Below are 16,169 nucleotides of genomic sequence, written 5' to 3'. Positions count from 1 at the left end.
GGTGGCAGATATTGCCACCGTTTTCCACTGGTCTCCGGCAGTGACAGATGAAATGTCACTACCGGAATTACTGGACTGGCGACATCGGGCCATCTTACGAAGTGGTGCAGAAAATGAGTAATACACAGTCACAGCTTAAATTGGTAATACAGTCCGTTAATAAGCTGACCAGCGCCTTGAAATCTGCCCAGCGAAATAATAAAAGGTTGGCGGATTCTCTCCGGCAAAATCGCGATGAATTCAAGCGATTAAATCAGACTTATGAAGCAATTAAACCTTATTCTGCTCCTGAATATGCGCAGGAAACTGCGCATACCAGTAACAAAAAGGAAGAAGATCGCGGTGAAGGTCGTTATAGCAAAATCAAAGAGCTTCGTGACCGCGTTAGCCAATATGGTGCTAGTGCAAAATCAGCCGGTAGCAAGATACTGACAACCAGTAAAAACTTTCTGATGCCGGGTTATGATCTTCATGTTCAAATGTCTAAAATTCAGGCACAAACCAATATTGAAAAAAATTCTCCTGAATACACTATGTTGCTCAATCAAAGTCGTGAGTTGAGCAAAAGTACAGGGATTCCTGCCAGCCAGATTGCACAGGGACAGAGCCTGTATGCCTCCAAGGGGTATTCTCCTGACCAGATAAAGAATGTGATGCCTGGTGCGGTATTAATGTCGCAGGCAAGCGGTACAGATTTCGCCAATGTGGTTGATATTAGTACTAATGTACTGGAAGGGTTTAAATTACAATCCGAGGAGATGGGGCATGTTAGTGATGTTTTGACGGCAACGCTTATTGGCTCAAAAACAACGTTGGCGGGATTGGGTGACACCATGAAATCTGTCGCTCCAGCGGCCACTTCTTTGGGGATTGATATTGAAACCGTTGCGGCTGCTACAAGAAAGCTAAGTGATGCCAATATTAAGGGAAGTGAAGCTGGAGAGGCTTTGAGCAATGTACTAAGTCGGTTGGCTGAACCGCCTAAAGCTGCCGCCGCCGCATTGAAACAACTAGATATTAAGACTCGTGATGCTAAAGGTAATTTACGGCAATTACCTGATATTCTCGTTGAACTAGATAATAAAACCCGTTCAATGAACGGTAAACAACGTACGAGTTATTTCACCGCAATTGGTGGTGAAAACGCTGTTCCTGCTTTGGATATATTGGTAAATCAAGCAGGGCAGGGAGGATTGCAAACTTTTATCGCTGGACTAAAAAATGTTCAAGGTGAATCCCAAAAAGTTGCATCTGTAGTGACGAATAATCTCACCGGTGATATCCAAAAACTCAATGCCGCTTGGAGTAATCTGGGCGTTCAGATGTTTTCTGGCGTAGAAGGTCCTACAAGAGAAGTCACTCAGCAAGTAACAAATGTAGTCAATAAAGTCAGTGAATGGATGGAAGCCAACCCACGCTTGGCTGCAACGCTTGCGACTATTACAGTAGTGGTCGGAGGCATGTTAACTGTTTTTGGCGCATTGGTACAGGCGATCGCTTCAATATTACTTCCGTTAGCTGTGGCGAAATATAGTCTTACTTTCTTTGGTAGTACTGGTGTGAGAGCGCTCGGATTAGTCGGGAATGCTCTGAAAATGTTGGGTAGCACCATGATGATCGTTGGTCGTTTGATGATGGCTAACCCAATCCTCGCCATTATTGGTGTAATTGCTATGGCGGCTGTTTATATTTGGCAAAACTGGGAAACATTGGGGCCGAAATTTTCTCAGCTTTGGGAAAATATTAAAATTAGCCTAAGTGAGAAATGGGAATCCATTAAACAGAGTGTTTTGCAAACTTGGGAAAGTATTAAAACTAATATCAGTAATGCCTGGGAATTAGTTAAGCAGAACACGTTGGATATCTGGGAGAATATTAAAATATCGATTTCGGATAAATGGAATGAAATTATTGCCGGCATAATGAGTCTGCCCGATAAATTTAAAGAGTTCGGAACTGCGATAGTTAATAGTTTGCTAGATGGGATTAATGAAAAATGGGAAGCCCTGAAACAGAAACTGACTTCATTGTCTGAGTATCTCCCTGATTGGATGCGGTCAAAGGAGGATATTTCAAAAGACGCCAGTAATAATATGAGTCCTAATGTTAGTTCGGTTCTGCCCAAACATGATAAGGGGGGCATTATTCCGGTTGGCCGATTTGGTATTGTTGGTGAATATGGACCAGAGATTGTTACTGGCCCTGTTAATGTGATTAGCCGCCGACAGACTGCTAAACTTGCTGCCGCTGCGGCATTTTCTTTGAGCGTAATGGCGCCTTCTGCCGCAGCCAGAACCGCACCATTGCATGTTCAGAGCTTACCGGTTCATGCTTATCCTCAGATTCAGGAAAAGAAAGCGGACAAACGTCAGATGGTAGAGTACCGCAGTGAATCACCGGTCTATCATATAAATATCTATGGTGCGCCGGGGCAATCTGCGCAGGATATTGCAGCAGCGGTTAGGCGCGAATTGGATGATCGGGAACGTAAACAGCAGGCGCGTTTACGCAGTTCATTCTCTGATAGAGGAGAATTCTAATTATGATGGCTGCACTGGGTTTATTTGTTTTTATGTTGAAAACCACACCATACCAAAGTATGCAACATCAGCAGTCATGGCGGCATGCTTTTAACAGCCGTATCGGGATGCGGCCTGCCTGGCAATTTCTGGGGCCGGATAACGACACAATGACACTTTCCGGTTCGTTATATCCAGAAATTACCGGTGGTCGTTTATCATTGACGGTACTACAAGTGATGGCTGATAGCGGTAAAGCTTGGTCCTTTATAGATGGCAGCGGCACGGTTTACGGTATGTTTGTCATTGAGAGTATCGACCAGACAAAAACTGAATTTATGTCGAATGGTTCTGCCCGCAAAATTGATTTCACATTGACATTACGGCGAGTGGATAGTTCTCTAAGTGAAATGTTCGGTGATCTTCAGGAACAATTCTCTATGCTTACAGACAATTTGTCAGATAGGGTCAGAGAGGTGTTGCCATGACATCTGAATTTGGCAGAGGTTCCGAAAAAGGCAGTGCACCAGCATTTCTTTTGGAAATTGACAATAAAGATATCAGCGGGCGCATTCAATCGCGCCTAATGTCACTAACGATGACAGATAATCGTGGCTTTGAAGCCGACCAGCTTGATATTGAACTGGATGATGCAGATGGAAGTTTAGTGCTACCTTCCAGAGGTAATGTAATTTCATTGGCGTTGGGATGGCGTGATCAGCCACTGATTAGTAAAGGGCGTTTTACTGTGGATGAAATTGGTCACAGTGGAGCACCGGACAAATTAACGATTCGTGCCCGTAGTGCTGATTTCCGTGAATCTCTCAATATGAGACGTGAAGAGTCTTATCATGAGAAAACGATAGGGGATATTGTCCATACTATCGCTGCTAGAAATAACCTTACCGCCGATTTGCATCAGGATATTGCGAAGATATTTATTAACCATATTGATCAGACGAATGAGTCAGATGGTAGTTTTCTTACGCGCTTGGCAAGGCAAGAAGGGGCAATTGCTTCAGTAAAAAATGGTAAGTTGATATTTATTCGGCAGGGACAGAATAAAACAGCCAGTGGTGCGGTTATCCCTGCATTGGTGATTACACGTCGGTCAGGTGACAACCACAATTTTACGCTATCTGACCGAGAGGCTTATACTGGCGTGGTAGCAAACTGGTTGGATGTCCGTAAACCGGAGAAAAAACATACCTTAACCGTTGAGCGAAAAAGTCAGAAAAATGCTGATAAATTAACCTCTTATTTAGTAGGTAGCAAAGATAACGTATTGGAACTTTCCCGTACTTATGCTGATGAAGCCAGTGCTAAACGTGCTGCCAAGGTTGCCTGGGAGAAAATACAACGTGGGGCAGCGACGTTTTCGATTCAATTGGCTCAGGGGCGTGCAGATCTCTACCCTGAAATACCAATCAAAGTTACCGGCTTTAAACCAGAAATAGATGCCGCTGAATGGACATTAACGACAGTTACCCACACGGTGAATGGAGCTGGTGGTTTTACAACAGCACTGACTCTGGAATTAAAAATTGATGATCTCGACATGAAATAATTGTTCTTCAAATGAGATCTCATTGTTATATTGTTCGCATAATGAGAGTTCATGTTTTAGTTAAAGGTAAAAAATATGATCAAGTGTCCTCTTTGTGGTAAAGCTGCTCATGCACGCAGCAGCTTTGAGCATTCCTGCCATACAAAAGAACGTTATAATCAATGCCAGAACATCAATTGTGGTGCTACTTTCGTCAGCCATGAAACGTTTGTCCGTTTTATTTCCAAACCGGGTGAAGTGATAAGTGTTAAGCCGCATCCCAAAGAAAAAACTAAAACTCAATTGAATGTGACTTGAAGATTAAAAGTTAATAGTAAATATTTGCCACCAATAGGTGGCTTTTTACTTGGATGCCAGATTTGTTATATATCTTGCTGCTAGTTACGTTGCTAAATATCTTGTGAATTAGTTAATAAATTCACTTGCGTCCCTGGTCATATTTTGTCAGCTTTGGTGTAATCAGAATCACTGATCAACACTCACCAAAGTAGGACAATAATGATGAAAAATGTGGGCTTTATCGGCTGGCGCGGTATGGTCGGCTCAGTATTAATGCAGCGTATGATTGAAGAGCAGGATTTTGATGTTATTCGTCCGGTATTCTTCACGACATCACAATACGGACAGCCAGCACCTGATTTTACTGGTCAGCAAGGTACGTTACAGAATGCTTTCGATATCGAAGCTCTTGGTGTTTTGGATATTATTATTAGCTGTCAGGGGGGAGATTATACTAATGAGATTTATCCAAAGTTAAGGGCAACGGGTTGGCAGGGATATTGGATTGATGCAGCGTCAGCGCTGCGTATGAATGATGATTCCATTATTATTCTTGATCCAGTTAACCATACGCATATTCAGCAAGGTCTTAATAAAGGCATAAAAACTTTTGTTGGTGGTAATTGTACCGTTAGCCTAATGTTGATGTCTTTAGGCGGCTTATTTGCTAATGATTTAGTTGAATGGGTTTCTGTTGCAACTTATCAGGCGGCTTCTGGTGCTGGTGCTCGTCATATGCGGGAATTGCTGGTTCAGATGGGATCTCTACATACTCAGGTAGCAAAAGAGTTGCAAGATCCGGCATCGGCTATTCTGGATATTGAAAGAAAAGTAACGGATTTCACCCGTAGCGGAGTTATGTCAACTGAGCAATTTGGCGTGCCGTTGGCTGGTAGTTTGATTCCGTGGATTGATAAACAACTTGATAACGGCCAAAGCCGTGAAGAGTGGAAAGGGCAGGCAGAAACCAATAAGATCCTCAATACCGGTAATAATATCATTACTGTGGATGGTTTGTGTGTGCGTATTGGGGCGTTGCGTTGCCACAGCCAAGCATTTACTTTGAAATTGAAAAAAGATATTTCGGTTCCTGAAATTGAGCAATTGCTGGCTGCACATAATGACTGGGTTCGTGTTATTCCAAATGATCGCGAATTGAGTATGCGCGAATTAACCCCAGCTGCTGTAACGGGAACTTTGAATACTCCTGTAGGGCGTTTACGTAAGCTGAATATGGGCCCAGAGTATTTATCTGCTTTTACGGTAGGTGACCAGTTGCTGTGGGGAGCAGCAGAGCCTCTGCGTCGTATGCTGCGTATCTTGGTTCAATTATTTTAATCTATTTATTTATGTGAAAATCCACTCGTTATTCGAGTGGATTTATCTATATGGCATTTGATGGTTCTGTTGATTGTTTGTTACTCATAATGAGTCCTAATTGGAGTGACACAATATCATGTCAAACTCTTCTTTGGGTCATTACATGTGCTTGGCCACATTGGAATGTCAATTAGGGACTGGTGAACGGTTACATATTTTGTGTTAGGCGATACCATTCCAGCATAGGTGAGATAGTTATTTTCAATCTGATAACTGAGTCGCATCTTATGAAATTATGTGCATTTTTATATTGAGAAATATGCTCGACAATGTAACCGTAATTCCCCAAGTCAACGAAATAAGTTTAAAAGGCGGGTTAGAGGGATGGCTATTGGGCTCAAATATTCTTTGGCTAGGTATTCGCCAAAGTATGCTCCGACCTTAGGAATTGATCAACAACGCCTCACCGTTTCCCAGTAGTCAACATGGATTACTGAAAGTGGAGCACAATTAGGCACAGTTATTTACTGTAGGAATATAGATGGGCTTCGAATTTAGCGTATTGCTTAATCGCCTTTGAGGGTGGGTTAACTATTATATTAATAAGCGTGGTTACCTAGTGCGCATTAATCTGAAAGTGGAGGCTAGGCGAAAAAGTTAAATATTCTAATTGTTGGTTGTGGTTATGCTGCAGACTTCTATGTGTCAAATCTTAATAACTATGAATGCCTAAATATTGTTGGCTGTGTCGATAGAGATAGCAATCGACTTGAAGCTTTCTCAAACTATCATAGTTTCGATGCTTACTCTTCGGTAAGCGATGCGTTAGAAAATGTAAATGTTGATATATTGCTAAACTTGACGAATCCAGAAGAACACTACAATGTGTCACTGGAAGCTGTGACTAATGGAATTTCAGTATACAGTGAAAAGCCATTTACTATGGGCATTACAGAATCAAGAAAATTGGTAGAAGTTTCCAAAAATAATAATTGTATTATAACAAGCGCACCCTCCTTATTATTAAATCCTCCAATCATCAAGGTAATGGAGATATTGAGTTCTGGCGAAATTGGAGAAATACGTTTAATTAAGAGTGCTATCCATGAGGGACCAGTTCATAAAATGAACTTTGGTAGTTGGGTTAGTCTTTCAGGAGCACCTTGGCCGGCAAAGAATGAATTCGAAGTTGGTTGTGGCTTTGAACATGGTTCTTATGTGATTGATCTAATTCTGGCTTTAATGGGGACGCCAGATAGTATGAACTATAGCTCTGCCTTAATCTACCCGGATAAAGAAGTTACAGATTCACCTGCTCCTGATTGGATTGATCTTACTTTGGAGTATGGTGATAGTAGAAGAGCAAAAATTGAGCTTAGCATTGTTGAAAGTGAGGATCATAGCTTTCGGATAATTGGAGATGAAGGTGAAATAATAGTTGAAGATTTATGGATGGCGAACTCTCCAATAATTTTAAGGAAGAATAAAGAAGATAAAATCGACCGCCCACCAGAACACTTTTCTCTAAGAAAAATGCTTCACCCTCACAAGATAGACAGAAGATATGATGATACTCACTTTATTGACCAAGCTACTGGCGTCTTAGACTTAGCCACTTCACTAAATTACAAATTAGAACCTTTACTTGATATTAAACGGTCTTTGGAGTCCATCAATATCATAGAAACTATAATGACGAATAGTAAATTTAGGCCGCTTACTAAAATGAATGAGACGCTATTAGATATCGAATTATTTTCATCAAGGGTAAGGAGATTCTTCTTATGATAACTCTAGGGATTAGCGGTAGTTTCGAAACATTTGAAATACCTGTTATTGGGGATATACCAAATTGGTTTGGTCATGATGCCTCAGCTGCAATCATCAAAGATGGTAAGGTTGTTGCGGCTGTGGAACAAGAGCGTCTGGATAGGATTAAACACTCTAATCAGTTTCCTATTGATGCCATTGTTGAGTGCTTAAAAATAGCACAAGTTGAAATAACTGATGTTGACAAAATTGCATTTTATTTTGAAGAGTTAAATACAGATACTGGACTTGGCTTACAATATATTGAAAGAAAAAGTCTCGAGGTCGAAACTTCTAGAAGTTTAATTAACAAGATACTTGTGCGTAAATTTGGTGAAGAAGTTAAAGATATCCCAATTGAATATGTACGTCATCATGACACCCACGCGATCATGGCGGCTGAAAACTCTGGCTTCGATAGTTCATTAGTTGTCATAATAGATGGAAATGGAGAAGATGAGTCTACATCAATCTACTCATATATCGATGGGGTTGTTAGAAGTATATATAGATATCCAGTTTCTTCATCACTGGGAAGATATTATCTCGATTGTATATCTTTACTAGGATATGAACGATTTGATGAGTATAAGGTAATGGGGTTGGCTTCCTATGGCAAACAAAATCAATTTGATGAACTTTTCGAAGAACTTATAAATTTTGAAAAAGGTGGAAAGGTTTCATTTAATCATACAAATATACTTGCTTACTTTTTAGATAGAGGTATCTTGCCAAGAAGAGAAAATGAATATATTTCAAAAAGTCATCAAAACTTTGCGCATTCCATACAAAAATACTTGGAAAAGATGGCATTTCATATAATATCTTTCTGGTCAAAGAAGCTAAATCAAAGAAATCTATGTCTCAGTGGTGGGGTAGCTCTAAACTGTACATTGAACGGAAAGCTCGCCTTTAGCGAATTGTTTGATAATATTTTTGTTCATCCGGCCTCACACGATGGTGGAAGTGCTGTCGGTGCAGCTATGTGCGCAATGTATCCTGACGCTAGGATTAATGGAAATAAACTCGACAATGTTTACTTAGGACCCGATATAAATAGTAAACATGCGCTTGAAATAATAGATAGAAATCAAGATATCATAGAAGTTATTAATGCTGAAGATGAGTTTCAGTTTCTTGCGAATGAAATTAGTAATGGCAAGATAATAGGATGGGCTAGAGGTAGAATGGAATATGGTCCAAGAGCTCTTGGTAGTCGTAGTATTCTAGCTGATCCCAGACCTATTGAATCAAAATATAGAACTAATCGAATTATTAAGCAGAGAGAGTCCTATCGCCCATTTGCACCCATGGTGTTGGTGGATGAAATTTCAGATTGGTTCCTAGTTCCAGATTGTAAAGTGAACTTGGAGTATATGGTATTTAATTTCCCGGTTGTTAAAGAAAACCAACAAAAACTTGCAGCTATAACACATATAGACAATACAGCGAGAGTTCAAGCTGTTGGAGAATATAATAAAGACATCTACCAGCTAATAAAGAATTTTAAAGAAATTACAGGGGTTCCTGTTTTATTGAATACCTCATTTAATGTAAATGCGGAGCCAATTGTATGTGATGCGTATGATGCTATACAATGCTTTCTACTTACAGACTTGGACTATTTGGTTGTCGGCGATTTCATTATTAAGAAAAGAATTCGTGGTGATAAGCTATACGAGTTATTGCGACCAATAAAAAAAGAGTTTGTAACTACTATCAAAAAAGCTACAAGTGAATCCTGTTCATATTACATCAATATAGCAACATACAGCGAGCGGGTTACAGAGACAGAGTTGTCCTGTTTTGATGTCGCTGATGGCATTAAAACAATTAGTCAACTTCTACTTGATGGACGTATTCGAGAAGGCGATATCATAAGTGCCTACAAACGGTTGTTAAGCAAAAGGCTATTAAATTTGGTGTTATAGGAGGATGCATGAAACCTTTTGAGATGAATTGGCCGGTGTGCGATGTTGACCTACTAACTGATGTAGAAGGAGCACTTAGATCTACGCGTTGGACGTTGTCAGGCCAGTCTGAAACATTGCCATACTTTAGTACTCTTTTCTCAAGAAGATGGGCAGACTACATAGGTATTAAACATGCTATTCCATGCACTTCTGGAACAGCGGCGTTATCCATCGCTCTTGAAACCATAGGTATCTTGCCTGGAGATGAAGTCATAGTACCAGGTATGACTTGGGTTGCAGTTGCCCAAGTTGTATATAATCTAGGTGCTATTCCCGTTTTGACTGATATTGATCCTTTAACCGGACAAATATCAGAGAAGGCAATACGAGAGAATATTACCCAGAACACCAAAGCCATTATTTTGGTACATGCTTATTGCGGCATGGTAGATGTGAAAAAAATTGGTGCTATTGCAAATAAATATGGTTTAAAAGTTATTGAAGATTGTTCACAAAGCCATGGGGCGACGTGGAAATCAAAGAAGGCTGGCTCTTTTTTTGATATATCTGTATTTTCTACCCAGCAATCAAAACTACTTACTAGTGGAGAAGGTGGGATTATTGCTACTAGCTCGGATGTTTACTATTCCATAATACAAAATTTGATGGTGGATGGGAGAGCTAAAACTGATAGCGTAAATCCAAGAAATCTTATGGTTATTTCCGGTAATGGAGAAGTGCAAGGAAGGAACTACAACATTACTGAGATGCAGTGTGCCATTTTGTTAAACGGTCTGAAAAGATTAGATGGCGAGAACGAAAAGCGACGTTTAAACGCCATGATTCTTGATGACTGCCTTAGAAAAAATAAAATATGTAATATCCTTGATGCAGACGAAAATATTGATCAAAGAGTATATTGGCGTTGTGTCGTTGACTTCAATTGTGAAGTTAAAGATGAACAAGCACAAGCAATATCGAACTATTTCTCAGAGAAATATCGAATACCTTTTGAAAGGCTTGATAAACCTTTAAATAACAATCCACTCTACCAACCAAGTCGAGTTGATAGAAACAAGTATTATAGCCATTTCGAAAGACTGAATAGTATAAGTTATAAGCTTCCAGGTGCTGAGAATTTTTACAATCGAACAATGGCGTTCCCTCATCAAGTGTTACTTCAATCGGAAGATTGGATAGTTGATTTTGCAAAAGAAATAAATAAGGTTGCACATAAATGTCAAGTTGGTTTGTGATTCCTCATCATGCAAAGAGCAAACGAGATAGTGATTATCTGGTTGAAACCTTATTTTCAATACATGCTCAGTCAACCCCAGATTGGTGCGTTGTAATAGTGAATGATAATTCAAGTTTCTATGATCGATTGAATGTTAGAATAAAAGACTATTTGCCGAGCGATATAATTGATAATAGATTTCATTTTATAGTTAACGAGAAGAGGGGGGAGGTATCATCAGCAAGAAATATTGGTGTCAAGTATGCTCACAAATATGGTGCCAATATCATTTTTTTTCAGGACGATGATGATATTGCGCATCCATATCGTATAGAGAAAACGTTATGTGCTGCAGAACAGATTAATCAATCAGACTTAATTATTAGCACAACCTTTACCGGAATCGATGAAAGTGGTAATTCGGTTTCTCTCGAAAACTTTAGGAGTGATATGCTCGACGTCGCTGTTCAGCATAGTCGGTATACTCCAGAAGGAAGCAATAAATACCTCGATATGATAAGGCACTGTGGGTACATATTCCCGACGTCAGGCACGGCAGTCAATGTTGACTTGGCGCTTAGATGTCCATTCCCAGACTTTTCAGTTTCGGAAGATCATGTCACTTGGATGAATATGGTTGCGGGTGGGGCATTTATTAAAATACTAGAAGATATTCCATTTAAATATAGGTTCAAAGGAGATGCTGTGCATCGTCCTGATACCTTTTTGGAAGAAAAGTATAAGAACGATATTGAAGGCTTTATAATCTCAATGAATTCATATATTGAAAAATTTGGTGCTTATTTCAATATTAACGAGGTTATTGAAGAATTCCTAAACAGATTAAATAATTGTTTATCTGTACAAGGAAACTATACTCTATCAGATATGTATAATTTTAAAGCCTCTTTTCTTGAAATAAAAAGTAAGATCAAGGAGTAAGAAATTTATGACTCTAAGTATAATCATCCCTTCTTATAACAAAAAAGAAAGCCTAATGTCCTTGCTCTCTTTACTAAACAAGCAAAGTGCGGACTTTAGTGACTTCGAAGTAATAGTTGTAGATGATGGTTCTAGCGATGAGACTTGTCTCGCTGTTACTAAACAAGTTTACAACTATAAACTCAAGTATATATATGTACCTGACGAAGGTTTCCGTGTAGCCCGAGCGAGAAATATTGGAGCTAAAAATGCAAAAGGGGAGCTACTGGCTTTTGTTGATGCTGACGTACTTTTGCCAAGCGATTTCGTTAAGAGCGTGATTAAGTTCCATATATCTAACCCACAATCAGTTTCGATTGGAAATGTATACGGTCTGTACTCTGAAAATAAGTGGGATCTAAAGGTTGACCTAGATGATGTAGACAGCACAATTAAAAGGATGAAAGAACTGGGTGTTGGCAAAGATATTCGCCAAAGCTCGTACGCGAGATTCGACTATAAATTGTGCTCCATGCCTGCACCTTGGGTTTTTTTATGGGGAACAATATTTAGTGTAGAAAAAGAACTCTTTGAAAAAGTGGGCTGTTTTGATGAACATTTTAAATCATGGGGTGGTGAAGATATTGATCTTGGTTTCCGGCTACACAAAGCTAATTCTCAATTTCATTTGTTTGAGGGGATAGAAGGTATACATCTGTCTCATCCAGAGGATGATGATGCAAACTATAAGACCAACTTGGAAAATAAAAAGTATATTTCTGAGAAGTATAGTAATGAAATGACTGATTGGCTTATAAAAGAAGAGAATATATTCAAATTAAATGATTTAATAATTTCAAAAAACACTAACAAAAAGGATTTTTAATATGATTAACGTTGCTATTGTAGGTGTTGGAAATTGCTGTTCGTCTCTTTATCAAGGGATTTATTTTCACTCAGATAGCGATCCAATAATTAATAATCTAGGTATTTCAATCAAAGATATTAATGTGAAAGCTGCATATGATGTTGATTGTAGGAAAGTTGGCTTACCAATATCAAAAGCAATTTTTGCAAAACCCAACTGTGCAAGGGTATTCTGTACCGATTTGCCAGAAGGTCCGATCGTCGAGAAAATTGAAGTTTTTGATGGTGTATCTCCGTATATGAGCAATCAACCTGAAGATCGCGGGTTTCGGGTTTCGAGTGATCAAAAACCAATTGACTTGGTTTCTGGCCTTAAAGAAAACGAAATAGATATATTGATAAACTATTTACCTGTTGGCCCTCAGAAGGCTACCGAATATCTTGCTGAATGTTGTCTGGAATCTGGTGTTTCGTTGCTTAATTGTATTCCAGTTTTCATAGCGTCTGATCCGGAGTGGGACAAGAAGTTCTACGATAAAGGCATCCCTATCATAGGTGATGATATGAAGAGTCATTTAGGTGCGTCAATATTGTCACAAGTATACCAGGAATTAGCACACTCAAGAAATCTAACTGTTGACTATCATCAGCAAATTAATATTGGTGGAAATACTGACTTTAATAATATGATGGTTCAAGAGAGATTAACATCCAAAAAAATCTCGAAAGAGAACGTTATTAGAAGTCAAAATGAAATTGCCGGAGTGTATGTTCACGAGGATTCTATTTTTGCCGGACCATCGACTTATATACCTTATTTGAAGGATAATAAGGTTGCGCATATACGCTTGGAGCTTACCGGGTTTGGAGGAAGCAAAGTCGAAATTGACACTAAATTATCGGTGCAAGATTCTGAGAACTCAGCTGGCGTTGTGATTGACGCTATACGTTATTTGAAGATTGCTAGAGACATGGGATTAAAAGGTGCCTTAAAAGGTCCTTCAGCATGGACTCAGAAAACACCCCCTGTGCAGTTAAAAATCGAAGAAGCAATTTCTGAATGTCAAAAGCTGGTTGCCTTTGAAGTACCAAAATACATGTTTTAAGTTTGAGGGGAACTATGAACAAGCCAATTTATGTTTTAGGTTCTGGGTTATCACATGACGGATCAGCGTGCTTAATGAAGAATGGTAAGATTATCGTTGGCATTGAAAAAGAAAGGCTCACGAAGATTAAGCATGATGGATTTAATGATAATGATGCTATAAGGTATTGCTTAAACGCAGCAGGAATCACTTTTAAGGATGTATACCCGTCATCTTTCAAGTTGCCTCTTTGTTGGCTGCACTCGCTCACCCCGGTCACATAGTTTGCTATGCTCCCGGGGATTCACTCCCTTGCCGTCGCGATGCATCTTGAAATCCATTGGGTATAGATCTATTTGTTGAGAAATATACGGTAAATGAAAAACACAAGCCTGATGATGTAATCAAACGTCGAGGTAGAATTATACCTGAGTACCTCCCCATTGTTAGAATTGGTCACCATATTGCGCACGCATACAGTGCAGTTGGCACTTCTCCATTTTCAGAGTCTGCCGTGATTGTATGCGATGGCATGGGAGGAAGTATTGATAGTTGCCTAGATCATGACATAAGACTAGTTCCCAGCGATATAGCAAAATTATCTAAATCGGACTATATCGACTATTTTGAAAAGGAGAGCTACTATAAATTCTTTAATAATAATGTAATACCAGTATTTAAAGATTACTCAAGATTTAATTTTAATGATCTAAATAGATATAAAATTGCGCCTTATGATATCGAACATTCCATAGGTGGGCTATATGGAGGTGCAAGTAAGTTTGTATTCGGTAACGACTTCAACGAAGGCAAATTAATGGGCTTGGCACCATATGGTAAAAGTGGAAGATTCTCGGGCGAACTATTTCTGATGAAGGATGCCAGGGTCAAGATAAACTATGACCTAATTGAGAACTTGGGCCTAAAAGATACAAACATCAAGGATAATTTCCAGTATTGTGCTGATTTAGCTAAATGGGTGCAAGAACAAACTGAAGAAGCTTTATTTTATCTGCTTAATGAATACTACAAAATGTACTCGTCAGATAACTTATGTTATGCGGGTGGATTAGCACTAAACGCGGTAGCTAATAGTAAAATAACGCAGAATACGCCATTCAAGAATGTTTATATTCAGCCAGCTGCTGGTGATAATGGCCTTGCAATAGGAGCATGTTATTACGGTTGGATGAAAGTACTTAATAAAGAAAAAGTCCTATTTAATGGAAACCCATATTTTGGCATAAAGTATGATACCTCTGAGTCTAGTCTATGCAAATACTTGGATGACAACTATGTAATAACTAAGCCGGGTAATTTGGAAGAAGTTGTCGCAAAGCATATTAGTGAGGGAAAGGTAGTCGGGTGTTTTAGAAAGGGATCTGAATTTGGACCTCGGGCTTTGGGGAACAGGAGTATATTAGCTGATCCAAGAAGAAAAGAGATGCTCGATTATATCAACATTGAAATCAAGAATCGTGAAGAATTTCGTCCATTCGCGCCTTCAATTTTAAAGGATAGGTATTCAGACTTCTTTAAGCCTGGCAATGAAGATAGCGATTATATGATCAAGGTTTCACAAGTAATACCAGAGAAATCAGAGCAAATTGGTGCGGTAGTACATGTCGATGGAACTGCTCGCGTTCAAACAGTGACTAGAGAATTAAACAGAAACTACTATAATCTTATTAATGAGTTCTACAAACTTACAGATGTCCCAATTTTGCTGAATACCTCCTTTAATGGCAAGGACACTCCCATTGTAGAAACTCCCGAAGATGCGATTAATTTCTATAGGGAAAGCAAGCTGGATTTTTTAATTATAGATAACTATCTCATTCATAGGAAGTAGAGAAGTATGCTAAAGGATGAAAGGTTTGTACATGCCAAGCAAGTTATTGCAGATGCAGGAAATATTGCACTAGAAATGTTTAACAACCTAGCTTTTATATGTGAACATAAAAAAGAAGGAGATGTGCTTACCAGTGCTGACCTGATTGTAGATGAGTATATAAAAAGCTCCATTTCAGATATATTTCCTAGTGATACGATTGTTTCTGAAGAGTCTTCCTTTCATCACTTTACAGATACAAGCGAATATATCTGGCTAATTGATCCAATTGACGGAACTCATAGCTTTTCCACAGGTGTGTTTGGATGGTGTATATCTATTGCTGCCTTTAGGAAAGGCAGCATATTATTTGGTTTAATCTACGATCCAATTCGTAAAGAATGTTTTAGTGCTTACCATGCTCAAGGAGCTTTCTTAAATTCCACAAGATTATCTGCAAGCGCCCAGCCGTTTGTAGAGCAGGAGCATAGTCCTATGCCTTACTTAGCGTTTGGTACGTCTTATCGTGATGACAAGAGGAAAATTTCAAAAGCATTAACAAGTTTACTTGAGTTTGGCTACTTGCCCTATAGAAATGGTAGCGCAGCTCTCTGTATGTCATACGTTGCTGCAAACCGTCTGCTTGCGTTCTTTGAGCTAAATTTGTATCAATGGGATGTCGCAGCGGGATATATTATATTAAAGGAGGCAGGCTTTCAGGTACATTATTCTTTTAGTGATATAAGCAGTGCTCAAGCATTAATATGTGGTAGGCATGATATTGTAAAAATGATTAAAAGTGAGATATTTTAGGCTGGCTT

Annotated in this window: 15 protein-coding genes; all 15 read left to right on the top strand. The window is 39.1% G+C overall.

Translation table 11 applies throughout. The annotated features are described in order from the left end of the window. The first annotated feature begins 1 nt into the window (after nucleotide 1). The 15 genes from LG003_RS12670 to LG003_RS12600 all read left to right on the top strand — a co-directional run bounded on the left by LG003_RS12670 (nucleotide 2) and on the right by LG003_RS12600 (nucleotide 16,161). Nucleotides 2-121, top strand: coding sequence for a GpE family phage tail protein (locus tag LG003_RS12670; RefSeq protein ID WP_011144425.1), 120 nt, complete (start codon nucleotides 2-4; stop codon nucleotides 119-121). Further along, nucleotides 114-2,540 carry a phage tail tape measure protein gene (locus LG003_RS12665; protein WP_240000882.1) on the top strand — a complete coding sequence of 809 codons (2,427 nt, stop codon included), beginning with the start codon at nucleotides 114-116 and terminating at the stop codon, nucleotides 2,538-2,540. Before LG003_RS12670 ends, LG003_RS12665 begins: the two co-directional genes overlap by 8 nt. 2 nt (nucleotides 2,541-2,542) lie before the next feature. After that, nucleotides 2,543-3,007, top strand: coding sequence for a phage tail protein (locus LG003_RS12660; protein ID WP_112878681.1), 465 nt, complete (start codon nucleotides 2,543-2,545; stop codon nucleotides 3,005-3,007). Continuing rightward, the gene (locus LG003_RS12655; RefSeq protein WP_262980885.1) at nucleotides 3,004-4,086 is read left to right on the top strand and encodes a phage late control D family protein; all 1,083 of its coding nucleotides are present in this window, start codon (nucleotides 3,004-3,006) and stop codon (nucleotides 4,084-4,086) included. Before LG003_RS12660 ends, LG003_RS12655 begins: the two co-directional genes overlap by 4 nt. A 75-nt stretch (nucleotides 4,087-4,161) precedes the next feature. Continuing rightward, entirely contained in the window at nucleotides 4,162-4,383 is a 222-nt protein-coding gene (locus LG003_RS12650) for an ogr/Delta-like zinc finger family protein (protein WP_011144421.1), read from the top strand. Nucleotides 4,384-4,587: 204 nt separating this feature from the next. Further along, entirely contained in the window at nucleotides 4,588-5,703 is a 1,116-nt protein-coding gene (gene asd, locus LG003_RS12645; RefSeq protein ID WP_262980902.1) for an aspartate-semialdehyde dehydrogenase, read from the top strand. Nucleotides 5,704-6,348: 645 nt separating this feature from the next. After that, the gene (locus LG003_RS12640; protein ID WP_112878678.1) at nucleotides 6,349-7,473 is read left to right on the top strand and encodes a Gfo/Idh/MocA family protein; all 1,125 of its coding nucleotides are present in this window, start codon (nucleotides 6,349-6,351) and stop codon (nucleotides 7,471-7,473) included. Beyond that, on the top strand, nucleotides 7,470-9,425 hold the full coding sequence (locus tag LG003_RS12635; RefSeq protein WP_262980884.1) for a carbamoyltransferase family protein: 1,956 nt from the start codon (nucleotides 7,470-7,472) through the stop codon (nucleotides 9,423-9,425). The genes LG003_RS12640 and LG003_RS12635 overlap by 4 nt, the downstream gene beginning before the upstream one ends. 8 nt (nucleotides 9,426-9,433) lie before the next feature. Next, nucleotides 9,434-10,663: a DegT/DnrJ/EryC1/StrS family aminotransferase gene (locus LG003_RS12630; protein WP_262980883.1), complete on the top strand. Its 1,230-nt coding sequence runs from the start codon at nucleotides 9,434-9,436 to the stop codon at nucleotides 10,661-10,663. Next, a complete protein-coding gene (locus LG003_RS12625; protein WP_262980882.1) occupies nucleotides 10,645-11,586 on the top strand; it encodes a glycosyltransferase family A protein in 942 nt (313 codons plus the stop codon). Before LG003_RS12630 ends, LG003_RS12625 begins: the two co-directional genes overlap by 19 nt. A 7-nt stretch (nucleotides 11,587-11,593) precedes the next feature. Continuing rightward, entirely contained in the window at nucleotides 11,594-12,451 is an 858-nt protein-coding gene (locus LG003_RS12620; protein ID WP_262980881.1) for a glycosyltransferase family 2 protein, read from the top strand. A 1-nt stretch (nucleotide 12,452) separates the two neighbouring features. Next, nucleotides 12,453-13,538, top strand: a complete 1,086-nt coding sequence (locus LG003_RS12615) for an inositol-3-phosphate synthase (protein ID WP_112879289.1) — start codon at nucleotides 12,453-12,455, stop codon at nucleotides 13,536-13,538. A gap of 14 nt (nucleotides 13,539-13,552) precedes the next feature. Then, nucleotides 13,553-13,801, top strand: a complete 249-nt coding sequence (locus LG003_RS12610) for a carbamoyltransferase N-terminal domain-containing protein (RefSeq protein ID WP_112879288.1) — start codon at nucleotides 13,553-13,555, stop codon at nucleotides 13,799-13,801. A 56-nt stretch (nucleotides 13,802-13,857) separates the two neighbouring features. Continuing rightward, nucleotides 13,858-15,369 carry a carbamoyltransferase C-terminal domain-containing protein gene (locus LG003_RS12605; protein ID WP_112879286.1) on the top strand — a complete coding sequence of 504 codons (1,512 nt, stop codon included), beginning with the start codon at nucleotides 13,858-13,860 and terminating at the stop codon, nucleotides 15,367-15,369. 6 nt (nucleotides 15,370-15,375) lie between these two features. Next, nucleotides 15,376-16,161, top strand: a complete 786-nt coding sequence (locus LG003_RS12600; RefSeq protein WP_112879285.1) for an inositol monophosphatase family protein — start codon at nucleotides 15,376-15,378, stop codon at nucleotides 16,159-16,161. Nucleotides 16,162-16,169: the final 8 nt, after the last annotated feature.

The organism is Photorhabdus kleinii (genome assembly GCF_025384885.1).
Lineage (GTDB): Bacteria > Pseudomonadota > Gammaproteobacteria > Enterobacterales > Enterobacteriaceae > Photorhabdus > Photorhabdus kayaii.
Note: the sequence above shows the minus strand (reverse complement) of the source record. Positions and strands in the feature narration are given on the sequence as shown.

Coding starts and splice junctions, on each gene's coding strand:
- LG003_RS12665 (WP_240000882.1), top strand. CDS start 114: ATGAGTAATACACAGTCACAGCTTAAATTGGTAATACAGTCCGTTAAT.
- LG003_RS12660 (WP_112878681.1), top strand. CDS start 2,543: ATGATGGCTGCACTGGGTTTATTTGTTTTTATGTTGAAAACCACACCA.
- LG003_RS12655 (WP_262980885.1), top strand. CDS start 3,004: ATGACATCTGAATTTGGCAGAGGTTCCGAAAAAGGCAGTGCACCAGCA.
- LG003_RS12650 (WP_011144421.1), top strand. CDS start 4,162: ATGATCAAGTGTCCTCTTTGTGGTAAAGCTGCTCATGCACGCAGCAGC.
- asd (WP_262980902.1), top strand. CDS start 4,588: ATGAAAAATGTGGGCTTTATCGGCTGGCGCGGTATGGTCGGCTCAGTA.
- LG003_RS12635 (WP_262980884.1), top strand. CDS start 7,470: ATGATAACTCTAGGGATTAGCGGTAGTTTCGAAACATTTGAAATACCT.
- LG003_RS12630 (WP_262980883.1), top strand. CDS start 9,434: ATGAAACCTTTTGAGATGAATTGGCCGGTGTGCGATGTTGACCTACTA.
- LG003_RS12625 (WP_262980882.1), top strand. CDS start 10,645: ATGTCAAGTTGGTTTGTGATTCCTCATCATGCAAAGAGCAAACGAGAT.
- LG003_RS12620 (WP_262980881.1), top strand. CDS start 11,594: ATGACTCTAAGTATAATCATCCCTTCTTATAACAAAAAAGAAAGCCTA.
- LG003_RS12615 (WP_112879289.1), top strand. CDS start 12,453: ATGATTAACGTTGCTATTGTAGGTGTTGGAAATTGCTGTTCGTCTCTT.
- LG003_RS12610 (WP_112879288.1), top strand. CDS start 13,553: ATGAACAAGCCAATTTATGTTTTAGGTTCTGGGTTATCACATGACGGA.
- LG003_RS12600 (WP_112879285.1), top strand. CDS start 15,376: ATGCTAAAGGATGAAAGGTTTGTACATGCCAAGCAAGTTATTGCAGAT.